The organism is Bradyrhizobium sp. 192 (assembly GCF_023100965.1).
Classification (GTDB): Bacteria; Pseudomonadota; Alphaproteobacteria; order Rhizobiales; family Xanthobacteraceae; genus Bradyrhizobium; species Bradyrhizobium symbiodeficiens.
Genome location: NZ_CP064690.1, coordinates 7,731,057 through 7,755,504, shown reverse-complemented (window position 1 = coordinate 7,755,504; position 24,448 = coordinate 7,731,057). Strand labels below are relative to the sequence as shown.

General features: G+C 64.8%; 28 protein-coding genes and 1 riboswitch. Of the genes, 10 read left to right on the top strand and 18 right to left on the bottom strand.

Going from position 1 to position 24,448, the window contains the following annotated elements; translation table 11 throughout:
- The first annotated feature begins 175 nt into the window (after positions 1–175).
- The gene (locus IVB24_RS36445) at positions 176–799 is read left to right on the top strand and encodes an outer membrane protein (RefSeq protein WP_162307367.1); all 624 of its coding nucleotides are present in this window, start codon (positions 176–178) and stop codon (positions 797–799) included.
- 107 nt (positions 800–906) lie between these two features.
- Here IVB24_RS36445 and IVB24_RS36440 read toward each other — a convergent pair whose 3' ends face one another.
- The 4 genes from IVB24_RS36440 to IVB24_RS36425 all read right to left on the bottom strand — a co-directional run bounded on the left by IVB24_RS36440 (position 907) and on the right by IVB24_RS36425 (position 3,670).
- Positions 907–1,122 carry a cold-shock protein gene (locus IVB24_RS36440; RefSeq protein ID WP_028176631.1) on the bottom strand — a complete coding sequence of 72 codons (216 nt, stop codon included), beginning with the start codon at positions 1,120–1,122 and terminating at the stop codon, positions 907–909.
- A gap of 253 nt (positions 1,123–1,375) precedes the next feature.
- Positions 1,376–2,236: a 23S rRNA (adenine(2030)-N(6))-methyltransferase RlmJ gene (gene rlmJ, locus IVB24_RS36435; protein ID WP_140482801.1), complete on the bottom strand. Its 861-nt coding sequence runs from the start codon at positions 2,234–2,236 to the stop codon at positions 1,376–1,378.
- 160 nt (positions 2,237–2,396) lie between these two features.
- Positions 2,397–3,089, bottom strand: a complete 693-nt coding sequence (locus tag IVB24_RS36430) for a ribonuclease T2 (protein ID WP_094973060.1) — start codon at positions 3,087–3,089, stop codon at positions 2,397–2,399.
- Positions 3,090–3,208: 119 nt separating this feature from the next.
- Positions 3,209–3,670, bottom strand: coding sequence for a hypothetical protein (locus tag IVB24_RS36425; RefSeq protein ID WP_094973059.1), 462 nt, complete (start codon positions 3,668–3,670; stop codon positions 3,209–3,211).
- A gap of 180 nt (positions 3,671–3,850) precedes the next feature.
- Between IVB24_RS36425 and IVB24_RS36420 the strand changes: the two genes are divergently transcribed.
- Together IVB24_RS36420 and IVB24_RS36415 are read left to right on the top strand one after the other, a co-directional pair.
- Positions 3,851–4,150: a hypothetical protein gene (locus tag IVB24_RS36420; protein ID WP_247771441.1), complete on the top strand. Its 300-nt coding sequence runs from the start codon at positions 3,851–3,853 to the stop codon at positions 4,148–4,150.
- Between the two features lie 42 nt (positions 4,151–4,192).
- Entirely contained in the window at positions 4,193–4,723 is a 531-nt protein-coding gene (locus IVB24_RS36415) for a DUF3617 family protein (RefSeq protein ID WP_247771440.1), read from the top strand.
- Positions 4,724–4,778: 55 nt separating this feature from the next.
- On the opposite strand, the gene IVB24_RS36410 is transcribed toward IVB24_RS36415, so the two are convergent.
- Genes IVB24_RS36410 through IVB24_RS36400 form a run of 3 tightly spaced genes read right to left on the bottom strand, consistent with a single transcriptional unit; the run spans position 4,779 to position 7,456 of the window.
- On the bottom strand, positions 4,779–6,167 hold the full coding sequence (locus tag IVB24_RS36410) for an ATP-binding protein (RefSeq protein ID WP_140482805.1): 1,389 nt from the start codon (positions 6,165–6,167) through the stop codon (positions 4,779–4,781).
- 18 nt (positions 6,168–6,185) lie between these two features.
- Entirely contained in the window at positions 6,186–6,917 is a 732-nt protein-coding gene (locus IVB24_RS36405) for a response regulator transcription factor (RefSeq protein ID WP_094973056.1), read from the bottom strand.
- On the bottom strand, positions 6,914–7,456 hold the full coding sequence (locus IVB24_RS36400) for a MarR family transcriptional regulator (RefSeq protein ID WP_247771439.1): 543 nt from the start codon (positions 7,454–7,456) through the stop codon (positions 6,914–6,916). The genes IVB24_RS36405 and IVB24_RS36400 overlap by 4 nt, the downstream gene beginning before the upstream one ends.
- A gap of 339 nt (positions 7,457–7,795) precedes the next feature.
- Between IVB24_RS36400 and IVB24_RS36395 the strand changes: the two genes are divergently transcribed.
- The 5 genes from IVB24_RS36395 to IVB24_RS36375 all read left to right on the top strand — a co-directional run bounded on the left by IVB24_RS36395 (position 7,796) and on the right by IVB24_RS36375 (position 11,949).
- Positions 7,796–8,878: a branched-chain amino acid aminotransferase gene (locus IVB24_RS36395; protein ID WP_247771438.1), complete on the top strand. Its 1,083-nt coding sequence runs from the start codon at positions 7,796–7,798 to the stop codon at positions 8,876–8,878.
- 131 nt (positions 8,879–9,009) lie between these two features.
- Positions 9,010–9,534 carry a DUF2314 domain-containing protein gene (locus IVB24_RS36390; RefSeq protein ID WP_094973053.1) on the top strand — a complete coding sequence of 175 codons (525 nt, stop codon included), beginning with the start codon at positions 9,010–9,012 and terminating at the stop codon, positions 9,532–9,534.
- Between the two features lie 98 nt (positions 9,535–9,632).
- Positions 9,633–11,153, top strand: coding sequence for a histidine--tRNA ligase (hisS, locus tag IVB24_RS36385; RefSeq protein ID WP_247771437.1), 1,521 nt, complete (start codon positions 9,633–9,635; stop codon positions 11,151–11,153).
- Positions 11,154–11,270: 117 nt separating this feature from the next.
- Complete coding sequence (locus IVB24_RS36380) at positions 11,271–11,474, top strand: tautomerase family protein (protein ID WP_008144861.1); 204 nt, start codon at positions 11,271–11,273, stop codon at positions 11,472–11,474.
- A gap of 82 nt (positions 11,475–11,556) precedes the next feature.
- Positions 11,557–11,949 carry a hotdog domain-containing protein gene (locus tag IVB24_RS36375; protein WP_094973051.1) on the top strand — a complete coding sequence of 131 codons (393 nt, stop codon included), beginning with the start codon at positions 11,557–11,559 and terminating at the stop codon, positions 11,947–11,949.
- 25 nt (positions 11,950–11,974) lie between these two features.
- On the opposite strand, the gene IVB24_RS36370 is transcribed toward IVB24_RS36375, so the two are convergent.
- The 3 genes from IVB24_RS36370 to IVB24_RS36360 form a co-directional block, all read right to left on the bottom strand.
- Positions 11,975–13,336, bottom strand: a complete 1,362-nt coding sequence (locus tag IVB24_RS36370; protein WP_247771436.1) for a flagellar biosynthesis protein FlgA — start codon at positions 13,334–13,336, stop codon at positions 11,975–11,977.
- A gap of 79 nt (positions 13,337–13,415) precedes the next feature.
- Positions 13,416–14,240: a pyrroline-5-carboxylate reductase gene (gene proC / locus IVB24_RS36365; RefSeq protein WP_140482813.1), complete on the bottom strand. Its 825-nt coding sequence runs from the start codon at positions 14,238–14,240 to the stop codon at positions 13,416–13,418.
- A gap of 229 nt (positions 14,241–14,469) precedes the next feature.
- Positions 14,470–14,970, bottom strand: coding sequence for a YbjN domain-containing protein (locus IVB24_RS36360; protein ID WP_094973049.1), 501 nt, complete (start codon positions 14,968–14,970; stop codon positions 14,470–14,472).
- A 424-nt stretch (positions 14,971–15,394) separates the two neighbouring features.
- Positions 15,395–15,568: riboswitch (FMN riboswitch) on the top strand.
- A gap of 77 nt (positions 15,569–15,645) precedes the next feature.
- Here IVB24_RS36360 and IVB24_RS36355 point away from each other — a divergent pair.
- Entirely contained in the window at positions 15,646–16,203 is a 558-nt protein-coding gene (locus IVB24_RS36355; RefSeq protein WP_094973048.1) for a 6,7-dimethyl-8-ribityllumazine synthase, read from the top strand.
- Positions 16,204–16,294: 91 nt separating this feature from the next.
- Here IVB24_RS36355 and IVB24_RS36350 read toward each other — a convergent pair whose 3' ends face one another.
- From IVB24_RS36350 to IVB24_RS36315, 8 genes are all read right to left on the bottom strand, one after another.
- The gene (locus tag IVB24_RS36350; protein ID WP_162407023.1) at positions 16,295–17,329 is read right to left on the bottom strand and encodes an ATP-grasp domain-containing protein; all 1,035 of its coding nucleotides are present in this window, start codon (positions 17,327–17,329) and stop codon (positions 16,295–16,297) included.
- Entirely contained in the window at positions 17,326–18,354 is a 1,029-nt protein-coding gene (locus IVB24_RS36345; protein ID WP_247771435.1) for a putative zinc-binding metallopeptidase, read from the bottom strand. Before IVB24_RS36345 ends, IVB24_RS36350 begins: the two co-directional genes overlap by 4 nt.
- Before the next feature lie 220 nt (positions 18,355–18,574).
- Positions 18,575–19,528 (bottom strand): ribose-phosphate pyrophosphokinase, encoded by a 954-nt coding sequence (locus tag IVB24_RS36340; RefSeq protein WP_162308363.1) that lies wholly within the window; start codon positions 19,526–19,528, stop codon positions 18,575–18,577.
- A gap of 192 nt (positions 19,529–19,720) precedes the next feature.
- Positions 19,721–20,335 (bottom strand): hypothetical protein, encoded by a 615-nt coding sequence (locus IVB24_RS36335; protein WP_247771434.1) that lies wholly within the window; start codon positions 20,333–20,335, stop codon positions 19,721–19,723.
- A gap of 113 nt (positions 20,336–20,448) precedes the next feature.
- Positions 20,449–21,216 (bottom strand): peptidoglycan editing factor PgeF, encoded by a 768-nt coding sequence (gene pgeF, locus IVB24_RS36330; protein WP_166467143.1) that lies wholly within the window; start codon positions 21,214–21,216, stop codon positions 20,449–20,451.
- Positions 21,216–22,331, bottom strand: a complete 1,116-nt coding sequence (locus IVB24_RS36325) for an SAM-dependent methyltransferase (protein ID WP_247771433.1) — start codon at positions 22,329–22,331, stop codon at positions 21,216–21,218. The genes pgeF and IVB24_RS36325 overlap by 1 nt, the downstream gene beginning before the upstream one ends.
- A gap of 20 nt (positions 22,332–22,351) precedes the next feature.
- Positions 22,352–23,197, bottom strand: coding sequence for a prolipoprotein diacylglyceryl transferase (lgt, locus tag IVB24_RS36320; RefSeq protein ID WP_247771432.1), 846 nt, complete (start codon positions 23,195–23,197; stop codon positions 22,352–22,354).
- Positions 23,198–23,205: 8 nt separating this feature from the next.
- The gene (locus IVB24_RS36315) at positions 23,206–23,943 is read right to left on the bottom strand and encodes a dienelactone hydrolase family protein (RefSeq protein WP_140482829.1); all 738 of its coding nucleotides are present in this window, start codon (positions 23,941–23,943) and stop codon (positions 23,206–23,208) included.
- 163 nt (positions 23,944–24,106) lie between these two features.
- Here IVB24_RS36315 and IVB24_RS36310 point away from each other — a divergent pair, with 163 nt between their 5' ends.
- Complete coding sequence (locus IVB24_RS36310) at positions 24,107–24,367, top strand: accessory factor UbiK family protein (protein WP_247771431.1); 261 nt, start codon at positions 24,107–24,109, stop codon at positions 24,365–24,367.
- The last annotated feature ends 81 nt before the right edge of the window (positions 24,368–24,448 follow it).

The following is a 24,448-nucleotide window of genomic DNA, read 5'->3' as shown; positions in this document are numbered from 1 at the left end:
CGGTAACGCTTGCTTAAGCCTGTTAACAGCGCGGTAACCCGGCTTAACAGCCCTTTAACTTAAAACTCTCGATAAATCTTACGCGAAAAGGTCGTGGTTCCGTAACCATGCGGTTTGCCTTGCGCGGCGGCGTCAGGCTTCGCACCGGTTGCGACAGTTGCGTTGGGAGTGTGTGATGAAGAGGTTCGTTGTGGGCGCAGCCGCGTTGGTTGCGGCCGGCTGGACAGCTTCGGCAGAGGCCGCCGACATGAGTTACGGTCAGCGCGCGCCCTATACCGTCAACCAGCCGCTCAACGCCTATAGCTGGGCGGGCCCGTATCTCGGCGCCAATCTCGGTTACGAGTGGGGTTCGGTGAGCAACAATCCCGCAAAGCCCGCCGGCTTCGTCGGCGGCGTGCAGGCCGGCTACAATTTCCAGAACGGCCCATGGGTGTTCGGCGTGGAAGGCGATATCCAGGCCGCCGGTGCCGATGACACCTTCGCGCCGTGGAAGTTCTCCAATCCCTGGTTCGGCACCCTGCGCGGTCGCGCCGGCTATGCCTTCAGCAACATCCTGTTCTACGGCACCGCGGGCCTGGCCTTCGGCGAGTTGCGCGCACAGACGTTCGGCTGGACGGAGTCGCACACCACCGCCGGCTGGACCATCGGCGCCGGCGCAGAGGTCGGCTTCGCGCCGAACTGGAGCGCGAAGCTCGAATATCTCTACATCGATCTGTCGTCGAGCCAGTTCGCGATTACAGGCGTGTCAAACGGCTATAGCGCCAGCGTTGTGCGCGCAGGCGTGAACTATCACTTCTGATAGCTGAAGAAGAAAATACCGGACGACAACCTCCCGGCCGCTCGCGGCCGGGATTTTTTTCGCTTTCTTGCGCCGAGTATTGCGCCGAAGACTGCGCGTCAGTCCCGCTAGGCCAAGATCACTAGATTGACCGCCTTCGGTCCCTTGCCCTTCTTGTCCGGCTCGACTTCGAAAGTAATGCGCTGTCCTTCCGCAAGGTCCTTCAGTCCGGCCCGCTCCACAGCCGTAATATGTACGAAGACGTCGCGGCCGCCGTCGTCAGGCTTGATGAAACCGTAGCCGCGTTCGCCGTTGAAAAACTTGACCGTTCCCGTCATGGCCATCGGGAAACTCCCCCTCATTGCTCCTCCGTCGCGACGCAGACTCACGTCACGACATGACCGGGCGCTACGAAGCCCGGGAGAGCTGGCCATCCTTGGGCGGACCGCAACGGTCCGGCCGGATCTTTCTTAGGCCTTCACTCCGCCGCAACCATTCGCGGAAGCGGAACGTAAAGCCAGTCACGGAAACAGCATAATACGGTTCTCTGCAGATTGACCACCGCTCCTGCATATTTTTCCCAAGAATGCCGGAGTGTTACGGTCTCGGTGTCTCCAATCGGAATCTGGCAGCGCCGCCCTGGCCGAGCGGCATTTCCAGCTCGGGCAGGATCGTCTTGAGCTCGCCCTGCAGCGTGTAGGGCGGATTGACGATCAGGAGCCCCGTGGAGGCGAGAGCCCCGCCATCGAGCTGAGGCGCAACGCTGAACTCGAGGCGCAGACAATTTCCCGGCGGTTTTGCTGCAGCTGCGAGCCGCGCCACGGTTTGGGCCAGGGTGTCGGTGGCGCGCCGGTTCTTGGCCGGATACCAGATGAGATAGATGCCGGTCGGCCATTTCGCGAAGGCTGTAGAGAAGGCTTCGCCCAGCCGCTCGAACTCGTCCTTGGCTTCGAAGGGCGGATCGATCAGCACGAGGCCGCGCCGCTCCTTCGGCGGCACGAAGGCCGGCAGCGCCACCCAGCCGTCGAGATCGACCACGCGGGCCTGTTCGTCGCGACGCAGCACGGCGATCAGCGCCTTTCGCGCCTTCGGCTCGATCTCGCAGGCGACGAGGCGGTCTTGCGGCCTGAGCAGGCCGCGCGCGATCAACGGCGAGCCGGGATAGGCCTTGAGCTCACCCTTCGGATTGAAGGCGCGGACGATGTCGAGATAGGGCTTGGCCAGCGCCGCGCTCTCGTTCGACAGGCGCGCCTGCATCAGCCGCGCGATGCCGGTCAGCCATTCGCCGCCCCGGCGCGCCTCGTCGCTGTCGAGATCGTAGAGGCCGGCGCCGGCATGGGTGTCGATGACGCGGAACGCCCCCGGCTTGTCCTGCAGATAGGTGATGATGCGCGCCAGCACGATGTGCTTGATGACATCGGCGAAATTGCCGGCGTGAAAGGCGTGGTGGTAGTTCATGGCGAAGAGTTACGACATCGCGCGATGAAAGTAACGGCCTGTCATTCCGGGGTGGTGCGCAGCACCGAGCCCGGAATCCAATTTGCCACCGAAGATGCCGTTTGATGGATTGCGGGTTCGCACTCCGCGCGCCCCGGATTGACGATGCGGCGACCTCGACTTAACCGCCCCTGATCGGCGGCATCGTCACCTGGTCGCGGCGGCAGGTGCGGCGTTCGTTCTCGTCGCAGGCGCGGAATTGCAGGTCCTTGCTGAGGCAGATACGGACCTCGGACAGCCGCGTCCGGTTGCAGGTGACCGAGACGGCGGCATTGCTCAGCCCCGGATTGGCCTTGATGAAGGCTTCCTCGACCTCCGCCGGCGCCACGGTCTTGGCCTGCGACAAATCGAGATATTCGGCCGGAATCTTGATCGCAGCGCGCGCCTTGCGGATCGTCTCGAAATAGCTGCGGTCGGCGAGGCCGGAGCAGGTGCCGTGCTTGTCCCACTCGTTGAAGATCAGGCCCGGCGCCGGCATCAAATCGAGCATCGAGGAGACGATGCTGCGGTTCAGCCGTGGTGCGGGCCGCTGGCAATATTCCGGGAAGCCATTCTCATATTGCGGCCACAGCCCATGCACCACGAAGGCAAAAGGCCGTCCGCCGCACTGGATCTGGGAGCGGCGGCCACGCTCGGTCGCCTCCTCGCAGAACGAGGGCGACCACGACAGCGACAGCACATAGAAGTCGAATTCGCCGGGCGCGTTCTGCCGCTTGTCCTGGGCGTTTGCGCCGCCGGCGAGCAAGGCCAGTCCGGCTGCCAGGGTCACGGAGATCACGAGACGGGAAAACGAATGCAATCTGGAATGAAACATGGCGGCGCCCCTCAACTAGACTGTGCAAGGAAGCCTAGCAGGCGATGGGAACATTTCAAGAACAAAATTCGGGCGACCGCTGTTCAGCGCCTCGAGCGACCCGAATCAGGGCCTTCCGATCAGGGCTTGGCGGCGCGGCAGGCCGGATTGTAGGCCCAGTTGCGGTCGACCCCGACCACGCACCATTCGACGCCGTTGCCGTAGCCGGCGAAGCCGCCATCCTCGATGAGCGAGTAATGCACCTTGCGCACCTTGCCGTCATTGAGCATGGCGTCAGCGCTGCAATAGCGGCGCGGAATGTTGTCGGATTGCCAGGGCCGGAACGCGGTCTCGCGAACGGCCGAGAAGCCTGTGATCTTCAACGAGGAATTCCAGAACGTGCTTTCCTTTTCCCAGAACTGGGTGGCGATGGTCGGCAGCGCCCTGTCGCAATCGGCGACGGCGCCGTCATAGCGCGGCCCGCTCAGCCAGAAATTCAGCTCCAGCGGATTGGCGGCCCGGGCCTCGCCGAGCGACATCGCCCCGAACACGAGGCCGAGCACGGCGGCATAGCGGAGCGATTTCGGGGAGGAGGCGCGCATGGTCAATCCGGACAGCTGAAGTTGGGGGTGGACGGTGCCGCGAAGGCCGGTGGAGGTCAAGTGCAGCGCGGCAACACTTCGCCAGGAGTTGACTACAACATCGTGGTTGGCAGGGCTTCCGTTCTTTCCACTTCCCTCCCGGCACCGTAAACTGGCCGCCAGCCAATTGGAGTGACGGGAATGCGAATCATTGCGGCCGCGGGTCTTCTCGCCAGCCTGGTTGTCTCGGGTATGATGGCGAGCCAGTCGGCGCGCGCCGACTATGTGCCGGCTTTCAAGGGCAACGACACCGGCGGCATCATCGCCTATTCGATGGCCACCCAGGTCGATGCCCGGCAGGCCGCGGTCGATCACTGCGCGCGCTATGGCAAGGTCGTGAAATTCCTGGCGGTGCAGGCCTATGAGGGCGGTTACATCTCGTTTTCCTGCCGCTGGGTGCCCTATGGCGCCGCCGACCAGCCGATCCGCACGCTCTACTGAGGCGTTGCCGTAACGCCGCAATCTCAGCCGGGAGCTTCTCGCATGACGCGCAAACTCGCTTTGCTCGGCTCGACCCTTTGCCTCGTGCTGTCGGCGGGCGGTGCCTGCGCCGACGACCTGCCGGTGCGCAAGGCCGGTCTTTGGGAAATGAAGCTGGTTACGACGGGCTCGCCGATGCCCGAGATGACCATGCAGCACTGCACCGACGAGACGGTCGACAAGGAGATGAACAATAACGTCTCGCCGATGGCGAAGCAGATCTGCGCCAAGCAGGACATCAAGAAGACCGCGACCGGCTATGTCAGCGATTCCGAGTGCAGCGTCGCCGGCGTCAGCACGACCTCGCATGCCGAGATCACCGGCGATTTCAATTCGGCCTACACCGTGAAGACCTCGTCGCACGCGAAAGGCGGCGTCGCGGGCGCTGCTGGGCGCGATAGCACCATGACGCTCCAAGCGAAGTGGCTTGGGGCCTGCAAGCCGGAGCAGAAGCCGGGCGACATCGTGATGCCCGGCGGCTTCAAGATGAACGTGCGCGACATGGACAAGCTGAAGGCGCTACTGCCGAAGTAGGTGGTCATCGTGAGATCTTGGCCCGGATCGCTACGCTCCATCCGGGCTGCGGCACCTACACCGGTATCCTCACGCTCGCCCTCAATCCCCCCATTGGGCTGTCGCCGAGCGTGATGTCGCCGCCATGCGAGCGGGCGATGTCGCGGGCGATGGCGAGGCCGAGGCCGGTGCCGCCTTCGTCCTGGTTGCGGGCGTTGTCCAGCCGCAGGAACGGCTTGAACACTTCTTCGCGCAAATGCGTGGGAATGCCGGGGCCGTCGTCGTCGATCGTCACGGTCAAATAACGATGATCGCGCTGGCCGGTGATGGCGATGGCCTTGCCGTAACGCGCCGCATTGGTGACGAGGTTGGCGAGGCAACGTTTGAACGAAGCCGGCTTCACCGTCACCACGGGCAGTCCGTGGAAGGCGACGGTTGCGGCATGGCCGTGGCGCTCGGCGTCGCCGCGCAGCTCCTCGAGCGCCTGCGCCATGTCGGTCGGCTGCGACTGCTCGCCGGAATCACCGCGGGCGAAGGCGAGGTAATCCTCCAGCATCATCGACATCTCGTCGACGTCCTTGCGCATGCCGTCGAGCTCGGGGCTGTCGCCGATCAGCGCCAGCTCGAGCTTGAAGCGGGTCAGGATGGTGCGCAGATCGTGGCTGACGCCGGCGAGCATCGCGGTGCGCTGCTCCATGGTGCGCTCGATGCGCGATTTCATCTCGAGGAAGGCAACCGACGCCCGCCGCACCTCGCGCGCGCCGCGCGGTCTGAAGTTCGGCGCCTCGCGACCCTTGCCGAAGCTTTCGGCGGCGTCCGCAAGGCGCAGGATCGGCTTGATCTGGTTGCGCAGGAACAGCACGGCGACGATCAGCAGGATCGACGACGTTCCGACCATCCAGAACAGGAATATCTCCGAGTTGGAGGCGTAGGCGGCGCTGCGCTGCGCGAACACGCGCATCACGGCATCGTCGAGCTGGATGCGGATCTCGACGAGGTTGGAGCGGCCGACCGTGTCGATCCAGAACGAGCGTCCGATCTGGCGGCCGAGTTGCACCGACAGCGTCTGGTCGAGCAGCGAGAAGAACGGCTTCGGTCCCGGCGGCGGCATGTCGCCGGGGGGCAGGAAGTCGACGACGAGGCCGAGGCGCTGCTGGGCGATGCGGCGGATCTGGTCGCGGTCTTTGTCCTGCGGATAGCCTTTGTAGACGTCGATCAGTGCCGCGATGTCCTGCACCACCGCGGCCGACAGGCGTCGCGTCACCGTGTTCCAGTGCCGCTCCATGAACACGAAGGCGACGACCGATTGCAGCACCACCATCGGCACGATCATGATGAGGAGCGCGCGGGCGTAGAGGCCGGTCGGCATCCAGCCCTTGAACGCGTTGCCCATCCAGCCGTTGGCGGCGGAGACGCGGCCGGCGGCGCTTCGGAGCAGCGTCAGGCCGGTGTCGATCGTGCTCATCGGTCGCGCTTCACTGATTTATGGCGAGGCCACCAGGCGGTAGCCGATGCCGCGCACCGCCTGGAGGAACAGTGGATTGGCGGGGTCGGTCTCGATCTTGCGCCTGAGGCGGTTGATCTGCACGTCGACGGCGCGCTCGTTGACGCTGCCGTTGCCGGTCAGCGCACTGCGCGGCACGGTCTCGCCCGGGGTCTCCGAGAGAATGCGCAGCATCTCGCGCTCACGGTCGGTGAGGTGGATGACCTCCTCGCCCTGCCGCAACTCACCGCGATCGAGATGATAGACGTAGGGACCGAAGGCGATCTTCTCCACCGCCGTGGCCTGCGGCGGCGGCGCGGCACGCTTGAGGATGTTGTTGATGCGCAGCGCCAGTTCGCGCGGCTCGAACGGTTTCGCCACGTAGTCGTCGGCGCCGATCTGCAGGCCCTCGATGCGCGCTTCCGCCTCGTGTCGTGCCGTCAGCATCACGATCGGCACCGAGGAGGATGTGCGGATGAAGCGGGCCAGATCGAAGCCGGTCTCGCCGGGCATCATCACGTCGAGGATCAAGAGGTCGAAATGCAGACCCAGCAGCTTCGAGCGTGCATCGCCGGCACTTGCGGCGGTGGTGACGCGGTAGCCCTCGGCGGCGAGGAAGCGCGAGAGCAGATCGCGGATGCGGCGGTCGTCGTCGACGAGCAGCAGATGCGGGGCGTCATCGGCCGGGCGCGCCGGCGGGCGGGCGAGCGTGGCTGCAAGCGGCACGGTCACTCCTTGGTGTCGTGGTTGACGGAAGCGAAGATCGTCTCGAGCACCTTGTCCGGATCGTCGCGATCGATCATCGCGCGCAGGAAGCGCTTGACGGTTTCCGCATCCTGCGGAGCCATCTCGGCGAGCGCCTTGGTGATCCGCGTGGTCTGCAGCCCGGCGAGCTTCTGCACCAGCGCCTCGCCCTTCGGCGTCGCGTAGAGCAGCCGCTGGCGGCGGTCATTGTCGCCGGTCTTCTGCACGATGTAGCCTTCGTCCAGCAGCTGCTTGAGCACGCGACCGAGCGACTGCTTGGTGATGCGGAGCACGTCGAGCAGGTCGGCGACCTTGAGGCCGGGATAGCGGTAGACGAAATGCATGACCCGGTGATGGGCCCGGCCGAAGCCGAATGCCTCCAGCTCCTGGTCGGGGTCGCCGACGAAGTCGCGATAGGCGAAGAATAGTAGCTCGATGATATCCCAGCGCAAATTGCCTCCGTCGTCTGCGGCCGGCTTGGGCTCGGCGGCGTCGTGAGAGGAAGTCGCGAAATTTATGTCAGGCATATTGACGTATCTTGGGTTCAATGTTACAAAACGATTGACCAGCACGAAATTTTAGATCGTTTCGCGCGGGGTGGCATCGAAGCAAGGGCGGCTGGAGAGAGCCGGACAGGCGACGACGGCCGGATCAGGTCTACCGTGCGATTGTCGAGCGGCGTTTCGGCAAAACATACTGGACTTCCGCCTTCCGCAAAAGCATGTCCTCGGCGATATGCTGGCCACGGAAACCGGCCGTAACAAGGCTGGCGGTGGTTCGGCCTAAAACCAATCAAGCCAGCCGGGCCCGAAGAGGGGCAGGCCGGCGCCGGAACGGCGCCGCCACCGGCAGCGGGAGGCAAGGACATGAGCATGAAATTCGATATCCAGCCCGCATCCAATCCGACGTCCGAAAAGGACCGCGTGGCCAGGTTGGTGGACCCCGGCTTCGGACGGGTCTTCACCGATCACATGGCGATCGTGCGCTACAACCAGGCCAAGGGCGGCTGGTACGAGGCGAAGATCGAGGCGCGCGCCAACTTCCAGCTCGATCCGGCCGGCGCCGTGCTGCACTACGCCCAGGAGATTTTCGAGGGCCTCAAGGCCTACAAGCGCGACGACGGCGGCGTGAACCTGTTCCGCCCCGACGCCAATGCGCGGCGCTTCAAGGATTCCGCCGACCGCATGGCGATGGCGCAACTGCCCGAGGACGTCTTCATCGAGGCGGTCGAGCAGGTCGTGCGCATCGATCGCACCTGGATGCCCGGCGGCGAGGGCAGCCTTTACCTGCGGCCCTTCATGATCGCGAGCGAGACCTTCCTCGGCGTCAAGCCGTCGTCCGAATACATCTTCGCGGTGATCGCTTCGCCTGTTGGCTCCTACTTCAAGGGCGGTCCCGCGCCGGTCTCGATCTGGGTCTCGGAGAATTATACGCGCGCGGCCGTCGGCGGCACCGGCGCCGTCAAATGCGGCGGCAATTACGCCGCGAGCCTGCGCGCCCAGGCCGAGGCAATGCAGCACGGCTGCGATCAGGTCGTCTTCCTCGACGCGGTCGAGCGCCGCTACATCGAAGAGCTCGGCGGCATGAACGTGTTTTTCGTGTTCGACGACGGCTCGCTCTCGACGCCGCCGCTCGGCACCATCCTGCCCGGCATCACCCGCGACTCCATCATCGCGCTCGCCCGCGATGCCGGAAAGACCGTGCGCGAGGAGCCGTACACGCTCGAGCAGTGGCGCAAGGATGCGGCCTCAGGCAGGCTGAAGGAAGCGTTTGCCTGCGGTACCGCCGCCGTCATCTCGCCGATCGGCAAGGTGCGCTCGGTGAGCGGCGATTTCGAGATCAGCGGCGGCGCCGCCGGCCCCGTCGCCATGGGCCTGCGCAAGCAGCTCGTCGACATCCAGTACGGCCGCACCAACGATCCCCACAACTGGATCCGCAAGGTGTTTTGATCTCTCGGGTCCCGGACGCGGCGCAGCGCTCCTTCAGCGGTGCGCCGCATCCGGGGAACGCCCGCCGATAGTCCATGAACGCGCCGCCATGACCATGCGACAAAGCAAGGACATACCGAGGCATCGCGATCATGGCACCCAGACTCCCCCAGCCCGTGAAATGGGCCATTCTCGCCGCAATCACCGGCATCTCCGTTTTCGGCATACTCACCATCGGCCCAACGCACGAGGTCGCAGCCGATGACCGCTCGCCGATCGTCGACGTGCGCACCACCGATCCCGAAATGAACACCGCGATCGCGCGCGCCCGCGGCACGCTGCCCACCTTCTGGGCTTCTTATGAATCGCCCAAGCCGACGGAAGCCGGGCACGCCCTGAAGGTGCGCTTCTCGACTCGGAAGGGTGGCGAGCACATCTGGATCGCCGAGGTGAAGAAGCTGCCGGGCGGAGGCTATTCGGGCGTGTTCGCCAACGAACCGCGGGACCTGCCCGGCAAACGGGCCGGCGACGAGGTCAAGTTCACTGAGGCCGACATCTCGGACTGGATGTTCATGCGCAACGGCAAGATCGTCGGCGGTGAAACCATCAAACCGACCCTGAAGTCCCTGCCGAAGGCCGACGCCGATGCCCTCAGGGCGCGAATGGAGCAGCCGTAGTATGGGATGTCATTCTGGGGCGCCCGAAGGGCCAACCCGGAATGACGGTCCTCCAAGCACCGGTTGCCGCTTCGCGCCCCGGCTGGTAAACGCCGCGCATGGCCGAAAAACCCAAAAAACCCCAGAAATTGAAGGCGCGCCTGCCGCGCGGGCTCGAGGATCGCGACCCCTCGGCGATCCGGGCGACGCGCGAGATGGTGGAAAAGATCCGCGCCGTCTACGAGCTCTACGGCTTCGAGCCGGTGGAGACGCCGGCGATGGAATACACCGACGCGCTCGGCAAGTTCCTGCCCGACCTGGACCGTCCGAACGAGGGCGTGTTCTCGTTCCAGGACGACGACGAGCAGTGGATCAGCCTGCGCTACGATCTGACCGCGCCTCTGGCGCGTTATGTCGGCGAGCGCTACGGCACCGACGCGCTGGTCCTGCCCTATCGGAGCTATCGCGTCGGCTACGTCTTCCGCAACGAGAAGCCCGGCCCCGGCCGCTTCCGCCAGTTCATGCAGTTCGACGCTGACACGGTCGGCTCGGCGACGCCGGCAGCGGATGCCGAGATCTGCATGATGGCCGCCGACACGATGGAGGCGCTTGGCGTCGCGCGCGGTCAGTATGTGGTGAAGGTGAATAACCGCAAGGTGCTCGACGGCGTTTTGGAAGCCATCGGGCTCGCAGGTGAGGAGAACGCGCCGCGCAGGCTGATCGTGCTGCGCGCGATCGACAAGCTCGACAAGTTTTCCGCAGATGAAGTGCGCAAATTGCTCGGTCCCGGACGATGGGATGGTGGAGAGGAAGGCAAGGGCGACTTCACGAAGGGGGCCAACCTCAGCGCCGCGGAGGCTGATGTCGTTCTCGCCATCACCAAACCGCGCGACGATTGGAAAGAGGCCATTGCCGCAGCGGAAACTTACCTGGCCAAGAGCGAGGTTGGTCAGGCCGGCGTAAGCGAGCTGGAAGAGATTGCCAAACTCGTCGTGGCATCGGGCTATGGTGCAGACCGCATCAAGATCGATCCTTCCGTCGTGCGCGGCCTCGAATACTACACCGGCCCCGTCTACGAGGTCGAACTGCTGCTCGAGACCAAGGACGAGAAAGGCCGCCCGGTGCGCTTCGGCTCTGTGGGCGGCGGCGGCCGCTATGACGGCCTCGTCTCGCGCTTCCGCGGCGAGCCGGTGCCGGCGACCGGTTTCTCGATCGGCGTGTCGCGCCTCCAGGCTGCGCTGACGCTGCTCGGCAAGCTCAACACCAAGCCGGAGTTCGGCCCCGTCGTCGTCACCGTGTTCGACCGCGACCGCGTCGCCGACTATCAGAAGATGGTGGCGTCCTTGCGGACCGCCGGCATCCGCGCCGAGCTCTATCTCGGCAATCCCAAGAACATGGGCAACCAGCTCAAATATGCCGACCGCCGCAACTCGCCTTGCGTGATCATCCAGGGTTCGGATGAAAAGGCGCGCGGCGAGGTGCAGATCAAGGATCTGGTCGAGGGCGCCAAGGCGGCGGCCGCGATTGCCTCCAACCAGGAATGGCGCGAGAGCCGCCCGGCGCAGTTCTCGTGCAGTGAGGCCGATCTGGTTGCGAAAGTGCGCGAGGTCCTGGCGCGCCATGACGTAAAGTGGGGATAGCCATTCCGCCAAGCGTCATGCCCGGGCTTGTCCCGGGCATCCACGTCCTGTTTGATGAAAGCGAACGTGGATGGCCGGGACAAGCCCGGCCATGACGAACGCAGCAGGGAGAGAACGATGCCTGAGATCACTGTCAGCATGGCCGAAGGCCGCACCGACGAGCAGAAGGCCGGCATGATGCGCGACATCACCCAGGCGCTGGTGAAGAATCTCGGCGTCGACGCCGATGCCGTCGTCATCCAGATCAACGAAGCCCCGCTCCGCCACAAGATGAAGGGCGGCAAGACCTTCGTGGAGCGCGCGGCGGCCGCGAAGAAGTAGCCTCGGCTGGAGCGGCAACCACCACCGTCGTCCCGGACAAGCGTCAGCGCAGATCCGGGACGACAGCGGAGTTTGAGGCACCATGGACGCACGCGATTACATCACGATCGGCATGAGCGCCGAGCGCACGCTGGTGGTCCCGGCGGAGCGCACGGTCGGGCACTTCGTGCCGGGTATGCCGATGGTTTATGCGACGCCGATGATGATCCTGGAAATGGAGATGACGTCGGGCGATGCGATCCGCTCGGCGCTGCAGCCGGGGTGGGTCACCGTCGGCACCGAGGTCGACATCCGCCATCTCGCCGCCGCACTCGTCGGCGCGACGGTGCGGACCACCGCGAAGGTCGTTGCGGTCGAACGCCGCGTCATTCGGTTCGAGGTCGAGGCGTTCGAGGGCACGCGCAAGCTCGGCGAGGGCCGCCACGCGCGCGGGCTCGTCAATGTCGAGATGTTCAACAAGCGGCTGGGCGCATAGTGCTGCCCGCTCGGCGTGACTTCGCCTAACTCTCCCTGCGCGCTCCCAGCGACGAATAGAACGCTTCCTGCTCCCTGCGGACACGCACAGCAGGCAGCGTTTCGTCAATCGCCACATCGGCCCAGGTGATGCAGGAGTCCTTTGCTACCGCCTTTGTCAATCGCACATTGTGTGCAAGCCCAAGCGGCAAATAGCCCTTTGCAAGCGAGGTTCTGGCCGGCGTCAGCTTGCCGAAGACGGTGTAGCCGCCTTCTCCGTCCAGCGTATCTCCGGCGCGCAAATCCTTCTTGGCTGTCGCGGCAACATCGGCGTTGAACGTCGTTGCGACCCCCGTCGGCTCCTTGCGCAGTGCGATCGAGGCGACCGAAATTCCGAGCTCGAGACCAATGAGATGCCACTTCTTGTAGGAGCTCATGTAGCGGCCGCTCGGATCGGTGACGACGCTATACTCCTGGAAGCAGTTGCGGATGTACTCGCTGTCGCCTTCGAAGCAGACCCAGACGCCCTTGCGGATGTCGTTGGGGATCGGTTTGCCGTCCGCCGTCAGGCATGACACGACCTCGACCTGTCCCTTGGATTCCAGGATGCCGCCTTCGGAGCGGGGGCGCATCAGCGTCGGGATGTCGTCGACCGATCCCGGCGGGAATGCGAGGCCTTGCGAGGGCGCCTCCAGCCCGGTTGCGTTTGCGATCGCGGCGGATTCGATCGCCGGCTTGGAGCCGTCGAGAAATGCGTTGAACATCTTTGGGTTCATGCCGCCGCGCGCGGCTTGCTCGACGGAGAGACCCCAATGGTCCCAGACCGTTTCAGGCGTCGACTCCCGATAATGCGGAAGCCATTTGTGGCCGCGGCCGGCCGCCACGACCGGGAAACCGCAGGCCCTTGCCCAATCGACGAGGTCGCAGGCCAGGGCCGGCTGATCGCCATAGGCGAGGCTGTAGATTACGCCGGCCTGTCTTGCTCTTTGCGCGAGGATCGGTCCGCAGAAGGCGTCGGCCTCGACGGTCACGTTGATGACGGGCTTGCCGTTGGCAAAGGCGCCAAGGCAGTGTTCGACCGCCGCGACGGGATTTCCGGTACACTCGGCGATCACCTCGATGCCGCCGCACTTCATCAGCGCTTCCCAGTCGTCGGTCAGGAAGGTCGTACCATTCTTGAGGGCGTCCTCGAGCGAGGTCGCGGCGAACTGCTCAGGGCGCCAGCCGACGCGGTTCAGGTTTTCGCGGGCACGCGACGGGGACAGGTCTGCAATTGCGACGAGATGGACGCCGGGCGTGCGCAGAACCTGATGCAGGTACATCGCACCGAACTTGCCCGCCCCGATCAGCCCGATCCCGATGGGGCGCCTCGCGGCCTGTCGTTCGAGAAGTTTCGCGTAGAGGTTCACGACGCTCTCCCTGTCGGCAACAGCCAGGATCGCCTTGCGTTCGGCCGTCCGGATCGGGGCCGAAACGCTCTTGTTCTGCCTACTTCGCCAATTCCTTCGACCGCTTCGTCGCCGCGGCAATCGCGCGGATCATCAACTCGCGCAGGCCGGGCTCGCCCATCAGCACGCCGAGCGCCGCAGCCGTGGTGCCGCCGGGCGAGGTGACGTTCTGGCGCAGCGTGCTCGACGGCAGCTCCGACTGGTGCAACAGTTCGCCCGAGCCGGCAACCGTCTCGCGTGCAAGCTTGGTCGCCAGTGCTTCGGGCAATCCGGCCTCGACGCCAGCGCGGGCGAGCTCTTCGGCCAGCAGGAACACATAGGCCGGGCCGGAGCCGGAGACGGCAGTGACCGCATCCATCAGGCTCTCGTCGTCGACCCATTCGACCGAGCCGGTGGCGCGCAGCAGCGCATCGGCCACCGCGCGCTGCGCGGCGCTGACGTTGTTGGCTGCGACCGCGACGGTGATGCCGCGGCCGATCGCGGCCGGCGTGTTCGGCATTGCGCGCACCACGGCGCCGCCGCAGACCTGTTGCAGCGATGCGATCGTGGTTCCCGCCATGATCGACACCACCGAGGTTTTGTCCGAGACGAATTGCTTCAGCCTGATGCCGGCCTCGCGGAACATCTGCGGTTTCACCGCCACGACCAGCGTCTCGACGGGGCCGGCCGTCGTCGCGTCGGGATTGAGCGCGACACCCTTGACGGCAAGCGCGGTGATCTCGGGCGAGATGTGCGGATCGATCACGGCGACGCGGCGCGGATCGAGTCCGCCTGAAAGCCATCCGGTCAGCATCGCGCCGCCCATCTTGCCGGCGCCGGCGAGAAGGATGGTGCCTGTGATGTTCTGGAGGGGATTGTTCGTCATCGCTGCTGCCACAAACTCGCTGTCGTCCCTGCCTGGTGCGCAATTGCGCACGGGCGCTGGGACCCATAACCACAGGCCGTTCTAGTGGATGCAGCTGTTGGCAACAAGCCGCGCGCCAGAAGCGGCATCACGCGGTTTGGGCCCCGGGTCGGCGCTCCGCTTCAGACGACGCTGCGCGTTGTCGGGAGCTTCGCTTGTCCGGGACGACGGCGGAGAGGTGGGCGAGACCTTACGCCTCTCCCACCGTGTCGAACATCGCCGCGTCCATGGCCTGCGCGGTGGTCTTGCCGGCCCACACCACGAACTGGAACGCCGGGAAATAGCGCTCGCAGGCGTGGATGGCGCCGGCGAGCATGGCTTCGCATTGCGCGGTCGAGGCGGTGAGCCCGCCCGGCAGCACCAGGGCCTGGCGGTGCATGATCATGCCGGTGTTGGTCCAGAGATCGAAGTGCCCGACCCACAGCTGCTCGTTGACCGCGGCGACGAGCCGCTGCACCTCGCCGCGGCGCGCGACCGGAATCTTCATGTCGAAGGCGCAGGCCAGATGCAGCGCCTCGATCTCGCCCATCCAGGTGAAGGAGATCTGGTAGTCGGTCCATTGTCCCTTCGAGACAATGGTGAGTTCGTCTTCGCCGGAGCGTTCGAACGGCCAGTTGTTGCTGGCAGCGATATCCTCGACCACCGCGAGCGGATGGCTTCTGGAATCGATAGTGCCTTCGAGCAGGGACATGCCGTCTCGACCTCTTGCCTTTTTGTTGTCTTTGATACGCACGCGGTCGGCCCGGTACGCTCCCTCAATGTCGCGATCGCGATTCCCCTCGGGGTCGCTCTTGCGATCCCCTCGGATCGGTGCGGGCCTGTCGCGGATCAAGTGATGTGATTTGCGGAATCTGCGCAACTGGCTGCCGAGTCCGTCCACAAGTCAGGACTCGTTCGTCCACAGCTCATCTCTCGGCCACAATTCTTAACGATGAGAACAAACCGGAATCGGATTCCGGACCCCGCGCCCAGCGTTAATTCCGCCCCGCGAGGGGCGTGCCGCCAAGAGGACCCCAATGGCGGCATGGGACCATGCGCTCTCCCCATGAGGAACACGCTTGCTGTGGCCGCCGGCCGGCGTCATATTTCCGGTCAGGCCGCTCATCCCGGGCGGTCGATGTTCTCAGGGCGGGGTGAAAGTCCCCACCGGCGGTAAGGGCCGAAAGGCCTAAGCCCGCGAGCGCCTTCCTCAAGGATCTTCCTGAAAAGGATTTCTCCGGGGGGAAGGGTCAGCAGATTCGGTGCAACTCCGAAGCCGACGGTTAAAGTCCGGATGAAAGAGAACGGTCGGAGGCAGACGCATCGCAAGATGCGGCTGTTTGTCGTTCCGTGTGCCCTGATTCTGGTCCTTAAACCGAGGAAAGCCATGAATCAGATGTTGCAAGACCCCAAAACCGAAACTTCCGAAGTCACCCTACCGCCGGTTCCGCATGACCCGGCGCCCGACCACCCGCGCTTCGCAAAGCCGCAGCGGGTGGCCTTCGTGCAGGCCTGTTGGCACCGCGACGTGGTCGAGGAGGCCCGCATCTCCTTCATCAAGGAGGCCGAAGCGCGCCACCTCACCCATGTCGACGTGTTCGAGGTGCCGGGCTCGTTCGAGATCCCGCTGCATGCGCAGGTTCTCGCCAAGACGCGGCGTTACACCGCCATCGTCGCGGCCGGCCTCGTCGTTGACGGCGGCATCTATCGCCACGAGTTCGTCGCCGACACCGTGATCAAGGCGCTGATGGACGTGCAGCTGCGCACCGAAGTTCCCGTGTTCTCTGCGGTGCTGACGCCGCAGCAATTCCACGAGACCGAGGTGCACTACGACTTCTTCCGCAAGCATTTTGCGATCAAGGGCGTCGAGGTCGCGGCCGCCTGTGCGGAGACGTTGCTCGGCCTGGAGCGCCTGCGTGGCCAGGTCGCGGCGGGAATTGTGTAACGCAGTGCAACGACCATTACCCCTCATCCCGAGGAGCGCGTAGCGCGTCTCGTAGGATGAGGGGCCATTCTACGATCGCTGTCACCTTCCATCACCCCAATGACACCCCCGCCTTGGCCCGGCTGATGCCGAGCGTCAGGATGCGCTGCAGGAGATCCGGATATTTGAGCCCGGCATGTTGAGCCGCCGTGGCGAACTCCTGGCTCTTGGCGATCTCGGGGTTGGGATTGGCTTCGATGAAATACGGCGTGCCGTCGGCGGTGAGACGAAAATCGATACGCGCGTAGCCGTCGAGGCCAAGCGCCCGATAGATGCGCTTCGCCGCGCGCTGGATGCGCGCGGTAACTTCGGGCGAGAGGTCCTTCGCCGGCCCGTCGACGATGCCGACCTTCTCCTGATAGTCGGTGTCGTGCTTGGCCTTTTCGGTGGCGATGTGCCGAGACCTGCGCCCGCCCATGCTGCCGAATTTCAGTTCCCAGACCGGCAGGACGCGCAGACGATTGTTGCCGATCACGCCGACGTAAAGCTCGCGCCCCTCGATGAATTGCTCGGCGATGGCGGCGGTTTCGCTCCGATCGTGGATGAAGGCGACGCGCTCCGCGAGCTTTTCGTCGGTGTCGACGATCGAGGCCTGGGAAATGCCGGCAGATCCATCCATGTTCAGGCTCTTGACGATCAGCGGCAGCGGAAGATGCTTCGGCCGCCTGACCTTGCGTCGCATCGGGAAAACCGCGAAGGCCGGCACCGCGATGCGCCGGTGATGGACCAGCGTCTTTGACAGGTCCTTGCCGCGCGCCAGGATCAGGCCGCGCGGATTGCATCCGGTATAAGGGACCTTCATCAGCTCGAGATAGCTCGCGATGTGCTGGTCGAAGGCAACGTTGTTGTGGAATTCCTCCAGCAGCGTGAAAACAACATGCGGCTTGAACTCCTCGATCGCCTCGCGCACCGGCTTGATCTCCTCCTGCGCGCCGAGCGCGCGGACGTCGTGGCCGGCCGCACGCAAGGTGCTGACGACGTCGTATTCCGTTTTCCAATTGTTGATTTCCTGCGCGGTGTATCCGTCGGAGGAGTCCGGGGGCATGAAGTCCGGATGCATCAGGACCAGAATGCGCAAGCGTCTCATAGCGCGATCCATTTGCGCCGAGACGGGCCGAACATCGTGTGCATCGTCTTGGCGGTCACGAGGACGGTGAAGTCGAGAACGAGCTTCTGTTCAGGGCCGACGGCGCGCAGGTCGAGTTCGCGGCAGCGGGAGATCATCTCGTCAAGCACGGCATCGAGCGTGAGCTGGTTCTCCCCGGTCCATCGCGCGACCAATTGCCTGATATGGGCGCGGTGGCGCCGGATCAGGGCCGAAGCCGGCTTTGAGCGGTGATGACGCGGATCGGCCGAAAACAGCCGGGAGAGGTCGCGGTCGTAGGTCTTCGGTGGCGTGAAGGCGTAGAACGCCTGCTTCTTCTTGTAGTGGTCTTCGAGCGTCTGGCTGAGCCGGCCCAGCGGCTCGACACGCTCTCGCGTGGTGATCAGCGGCCGCTTTCCCGCGATCTCGCTCATCAGCTCGTCGACATATTCGAGCTTCTTCAGTGCGGGCCAGCCGGCATATCGCGTCCGCCAGTTCGAACGCGGCCGCAGCCACACCGCAAAGGTCTCTGCGAAATCCTCGTCCGGATGGCTCTGCGCGTACCACAGCCGGAGATGCTGGACGTAGCGCCTGCTGGCAGGATTGGGCCGGTAGTAGCGCGGGTAGTGTTTCGACGACGGGCCGAACAGCTGCTGCCAGCGCCGGCGGCGCTGCAGCTGATAGCCGTGCTGCATGGCATGGCCGGCCTCGTGACGGAGGATCGCCATGCATTCGCGCCAGGTCCCGCCCTCGACGTCGAACATCATCTTCTTCTCAAGCTTCATCAGACGGGGATGGGCGAGATAGAAGGGGATCGCGATGCCCGGCACACCGCCCGGACTGAACCATTCACTGGAGATCCAGGTGTGAGGCCGCAGCCGGATGCCCCGCTCTTCGAGCTCCTCATGAAGCGTGCTGACGCAGTCCTCGAGCCAGGTGCCTTTGACCGTCACCCTCAGGCTGGAGAGGCGCTGCCTGAGCAACTCGTCATCCGACAGCTTCTCCCAGGCAAATTTCCGGCTTGGCATCAGGGATCCAGAGGGCAGAGATGACTTGGTATTCGGATGATGTCATGGGCGGAGGGCGGCAACAACCCGTGGGCTGCGAGGCGTGCTGCGGCGCGTCAGAGCACGGCTGCCGTAGGGAGAGCAAAGCGAAGCGTGCCCACCGTCTTCATGGTCACAACAAAGGTGGGCACGGCGCGTTGCGCCTTTGCCCACCCTACGAGGCCCTGTCGCGATCGGAAAACTAGTCGAACAGGCTCGACACCGACTCTTCCGCCGCCGTGCGCGCGATCGCGTCCGAGATCAGGCTGGCGATCGGCAGGGTGCGGATGTTCGGCGCCTTGCTCACCGCGTCCGTCGGCAGGATCGAGTCGGTGATCACGAGCTCCTTCAGCCTGGAGTTGGTGATACGGGCGGCCGCGCCGCCGGAGAGCACGCCGTGGGTGATGTAGGCGTAGACGTCCTTGGCGCCCTTGGCGATCAGCGCGTCGGCCGCGTTCACCAGCGTGCCGCCGGAGTCTACGATGTCGTCGACCAGGATGCAGCTATAGCCGGCGACGTCGCCGATCACGTTCATGACCTCGGATTCGCCCGCCCTCTCGCGGCGCTTGTCGACGATCGCGAGCGGGGTGTTGATGCGCTTGGCAAGGCCGCGAGCGCGGGCCACGCCGCCGACATCTGGCGAGACCACCATCACCTTGCCGAGGTCGAAACGTTCGCGGATATCGCGCACCATCACGGGGGCAGCGAACAGATTGTCGGTCGGGATATCGAAGAAGCCCTGGATCTGGGTAGCGTGAAGGTCGAGCGTCATGACGCGGTCGACGCCGGCATGGGTGATCAGGTTGGCGACGAGCTTGGCCGAGATCGGCGTGCGAGAGCCGGACTTGCGATCCTGCCGGGCGTAGCCGAAATACGGGATCACTGCCGTGATGCGGCGCGCCGAGGAGCGGCGCAGCGCGTCGGTGATGATCAGCAATTCCATCAGATGGTCGTTCGCCGGGAACGAGGTCGACTGGATGATGAAGGCATCCGAGCCGCGGACGTTCTCCTGGATCTCGACGAAGATCTCCATGTCGGCGAAGCGCCGCACCACCGCCTTGGTCAGCGGCAGGTCCAGGCCCTGCGCGATCGCCTGCGCGAGGGCCGGATTGGAGTTGCCGGCGACGAGCTTGATGGAGCCGTTCTTGCCCGACATGGATGCTTCCTCCCGCGCTTTGCTGGATACGACGTTTAACATCTCAGATCCCACTGGAAGCACGGTTACGACGGGCGAGGAAATATCAGGCCGGGGGCTGCAATGGCAACCCGGGAGGCTACGTTTTCCCTTCGAAAATCCCGAGTCGGGCCAACGGCTTGGCCGCAACTTGAGGCCGTGGTTTAGCGGGGGTTATCGCTCCGCATAGCCGAGTGCCGTCGTCGGCATCTCGGGTACGGGTGCGATCGGAGCGACGCTCGCCACCGCCGGTCCCCGAAGGCCCGGAGCCGTGCTCGGTGCATCCGGCGTTCCGTTGATCATGTTGGAAAGTCCGCTGAATCCGGCCTGGGCGATCTTCCGCAGCACGAGGTCGTCGGCGGCGTTCCAGGGATCGCGGCCGCCCCTGGCGGCGGTCGGCTCCTCGCCGGAGAGGCGCAGGGCCCGCTGCTGGTTGGCGTCGTAGACGTCCCAGACCCAGGCGATCACGGTCTTGCCGCGCACCACCTGGGCGGAGAGATAACTGCGCACGCGATAGGCAGCGGTCCCCTCGCGGGAGACGACGGACAGGCTGCGCAGCTTGGATTCACTGTCGAGCACGCCGACCATGCGGTCGAACACCTGCGGCGGCGGCCCGTCGATCGATTCGAAGGCAACCGTCGCTCCGGAGCCCGTGCTCGGCGCCATCGCATAGGAATTGGCGGCCCCGCCGCCGCCGGCGCAGCCGCCAAGCGCGGTCGCTGCCGTCAGCAGCACGACCACCAGCACGCGCGAACCCGCACGGCCCAGGATGAATGACGCGTCCCTCATTATGGACGGCAGCGATATCGTTAAAATCGGTTAAGGTCTAGGGCAGGGGCGACACAGGCCACCGCCATCGCATCAGGGCATCGCCCCGGAATGACACGGGGTTGCCGCTGTGTTCACGGTTCGAGCGCGATCGCGTGAACGTGACGGCCGTAATCCGGCTCCTTGCGATGCACCGAGCGGCGATAGCTGAAGAAGCGCTCGTCGGCGTAGGTGTCGAGGCCGAGGTCGTCGATCATCAAAATGCCGGCGGCCTCGAGCCGGTTGCGAATGAAGCCGGCGAGGTCGAACATTGCGTGGCCCTCGCGCACCGACGGGATGAAGAAGACTGCGTTGTCGGCATCGGCCTCGATGAAGCGCGCGACGAACTCGTTGCCCACCTCGTAGCTGTCCTGGCGGATCAGCGGCCCGATCGCCGCAATGATGCCGCTGCGGGTGGCGCCGAGTTTTTCCATCGCTGATATCGTGGATTCCAGCACGCCCGTCAGCGCGCCCTTCCAGCCGGCATGCGCTCCGCCGATCACGCGCGCATTGGGGTCGACGAACAGCACCGGCCCGCAATCGGCGGTGGAGACGCCGAGCGCGATGCCGGGTTTGTTGGTCACCAGCGCATCGCCCTTCGGCCGCGGCCCGTTCGGCCAGGGCGTCTCGGCGACCAGCACGTCGGGCGAATGGATCTGGTGCAGGCTGAGGAAGCGGTCGGCCGCGACGCCGACATGCTCGGCCATGCGGCGGCGGTTCTCTGCGACGAGGGTCTGATCGTCGCTGGAGCCGAGCCCGCCGTTCAGCGCGGAATAGATGCCGCCGGAGACGCCGCCTTCGCGGGTGAAGAAGGCATGGCGCAGGCCGGGCACAGCTGCCAGCAGCGACGAGGTGAGGGTCATCAATTGCCTCCGGCCTGTTCGAGATCGCTGAGGCCGGCAATGGCCGTCAGCCGCGGCTCGGAGATGCCGAGCACCTTGAACATCGAGCCCATGCCGCTGCGGCCGGTGTCCGTCAGGCGCTTCAGCGCGATCGAAATGTCGGTGGCGACCTCCGGCGTTGCCTTCTGCATCAAGGCGGCGGCGCGGGTGTCGATGCCGATGCGCTTGAGGAAGTCGCCTTGCGTCACCGGCCCGTGCACGCGCGCGCCGACATCCTCGGCCGCGCGCCCCAGCGCCTGGAAGTCGACATGGGCGGTGACGTCGGCCTGGCCGGGCGCCTTCAAGGGATCGGTGAAGGTGTGGCGCGCAATTGCCTGGAAGGTGTCGCCGGCATCGCTGCGCAAATGGCCATAGTCGATGATCAGCGCGGCGCCGTCCTGGTCGCGCACGCGCGTGGCGAGCTTCATGATCTCGCCGTCGGGCCGCCATTCGAACACGGCGCCGACGGGCGCGGCGCGCACCAAAGGCGGCAGCAGCACGTCGAAGCGTGGCGTCGGCTCGGATGCCGCACCGAATTGAAGTTTTCCGTTGCCGTCGATCTCGATCACGCGCTCATGCCAGCCGTTCTCGTGGCGGATCATCTGGTGGATCGGCAGCACGTCGAAATATTCGTTGGCGAGGATGATGCTCGGTCCCTCAGGCACATCGTCGATGTTGTCGTGCCAGGCGATGTTGCGCAGGCCCGACAGCGTCGCACCCTGCCGCTCGCGCAGCACGGGATTGACCTCGACCATGTGGATATGAAGCGCCTGGTAGAGCGGCGGCAGCACGCGAAGCGCGCGCAACGCGTCGGCCATCATGGTGCCGCGGCCGGGGCCGAGCTCGATCAGCCGCAGGAATTGCGGCGAGCCCATCTGCTTCCACACCGAGGCCGTCCATAGTCCGAGCAGCTCGCCGAACATCTGGCTGACTTCGGGCGCGGTGGTGAAGTCACCTTCACGTCCCAAGGGATCGCGCGAAACGTAATAGCCATGGCGCGGATGCATCAGGCACAGTTCCATGTACCGCCAGACCGGCATGGGGCCTGAGGATTTGATCAGCGCCTTGATCTCGTTGAGTAGCGGCTGCTCGGTCACGGTGGTCTTCTCGAAATGAATTAACGAATGGTCCCTGCGGGCTTCGGCGCACCGCGCCTGACTGCCAATACAATAAGTATGCCGCCCACGATAAGCATCGGGATCGACAGCAGCATGCCCATGGTTAATCCGCCCCAGAGGAAACCAAGCTGCGCGTCCGGTTCGCGGAAGTGCTCGCCGGCGATCCGGGACAGGCCATAGATCAGGATGAAGGCGCCCAGGATCATGCCAGGCCGCTTCAGCGCGCCGAGCCGGATCATGATCGCGAGCACCGTGAACAGCAGGATGCCTTCCATGCCGGCCTCGTAGAGCTGGCTCGGATGGCGCGGCAGCTGCGTGGGATCGTGGGGGAAGATCATTGCCCAGGGCAGGCTTGCATCGGTGGCGCGGCCCCACAATTCGCCGTTGATGAAGTTGGCGATGCGCCCGAGCAGCAGCCCGATCGGGGCGACCGCGGTGGTGATGTCACCGAGCGACAGGATCGAGATGCGATTGCGATAAGCAAACCACATCACCGCCACGACGCAGCCCAGAAAGCCGCCATGGAAGGACATGCCGCCCTCCCACAATCGGAAGATCGCGGCAGGATGATCGATGAAGAATGGCAGATTGTAGAACAGCACGTAGCCGGTGCGGCCGCCGAGAATGATGCCGAGCGTGACCCAGAGGATGAAGTCGTCGATCTGCAGCAGCGACATCGGCGCTGGGCCGCCCCACAGGCGCTCTTTCTTCAGCAGCGAGCGCGCATAGAGCCAGCCGAACACGATGCCGCAGATATAGGCCAGCGCATACCAGCGGATCGCGAACGGGCCGATCTCGATCGCGATCGGCTTGAAGGCGGGGAAGTCGATGAGCAGAAAGAGCATCGCGCCTTCTATATCTGGACGAGGTTACGGCGATAGAGCGCCAGCAGACGCTCCCAATGCCGCTCGGCCGCGTCGCGGTCGTAGACCGGGCGCCTGGGAAAGGCGAAGCCGTGATGGGTGCCGGGATAGATCTCGACCTCGGCTTTTGCGCCTTTCATGCCCTCTTTGACCTTCTCGATGATCTCCGGCGGCGCGTAGACGTCGGTCTCGGCGCAGGCGAAATAGAGTTCGGCCCTGGTCTTGGCCGCGGCCAAATGCGGGCTGTCGTCCTGATCCGTTGCCAGTTGCACGCCGTAGACCGAGGCGGCCGCCTTGACGCGATCAGGGAAATGTGTGGCGGCGTTGACGGCGTAGCGGCCGCTCATGCAATAGCCGACGGTGCCGACCAGCTTGGTGTTCGCGGCTGCCTGGCCCTCGGCATAGGTGAGCAGCGCTCTGGTGTCGTCCATGATCATGGGAATGGTGAGCGAGCCCATCAGCTGGAACATGCGCTTGCGTTCCGGCGCGTTCGGATCGGCCGGCAGCGCACCGAGCTCCATCACGCCGGAGCGGTAATAGAGGTTCGGCAGCATCACGTAATAGCCTGAGGTCGCGAGCCGGCGCGCCATGTCGCGCAGCTCTTCGCGGATCGCGGGCGCATCCATGTAGAACAGGATGACCGGAAACGGCCCGCCGCGTTCGGGATGGCTGATGAAGGTTGCGGTGTGGCCGTCCCTGGTGGGGATCGCGATCTGCTGGTCGATCATCTCTTGTCGCCTTGTGATTCTTCTTATGCAGGGACGTTGAATACGATTGCAAGGAAACCGGTTCATGACAAGGATACCGCCGATCGGGCCTTGAACCGTTCCGCTCGGATTGCCATTGTCTTTTCGAGAGTTCGCGCAAAGTTGAGGCCGCCAGGAGACCGAAATGACCCAGACCAACAACCGGTTTTTCGACGAGATCGGCCGCCTGATGAACGATGCCGCCGGCGCCGCCCAGGGCGTCAAGCGCGAGTTCGACACGGTGATGCGCACCCAAGCTGAAAAATTCCTGCGTGACATGGATCTGGTCAAGCGTGAGGAGTTCGAGGCGGTCAAGGACATGGCCCGCTTGGCGCGCGAGGAGAACGAGGCGCTGAAGGCGCGCATCGCGGCGCTGGAGGCCAAGCTCGGCGGAGCGGCTGGCTGAGGTCGTCATGCCCGGGCTTGTCCCGGGCATCCACGTTCTCAACTCCAGTCCCGCAAGACGTGGATGGCCGGGACAAGCCCG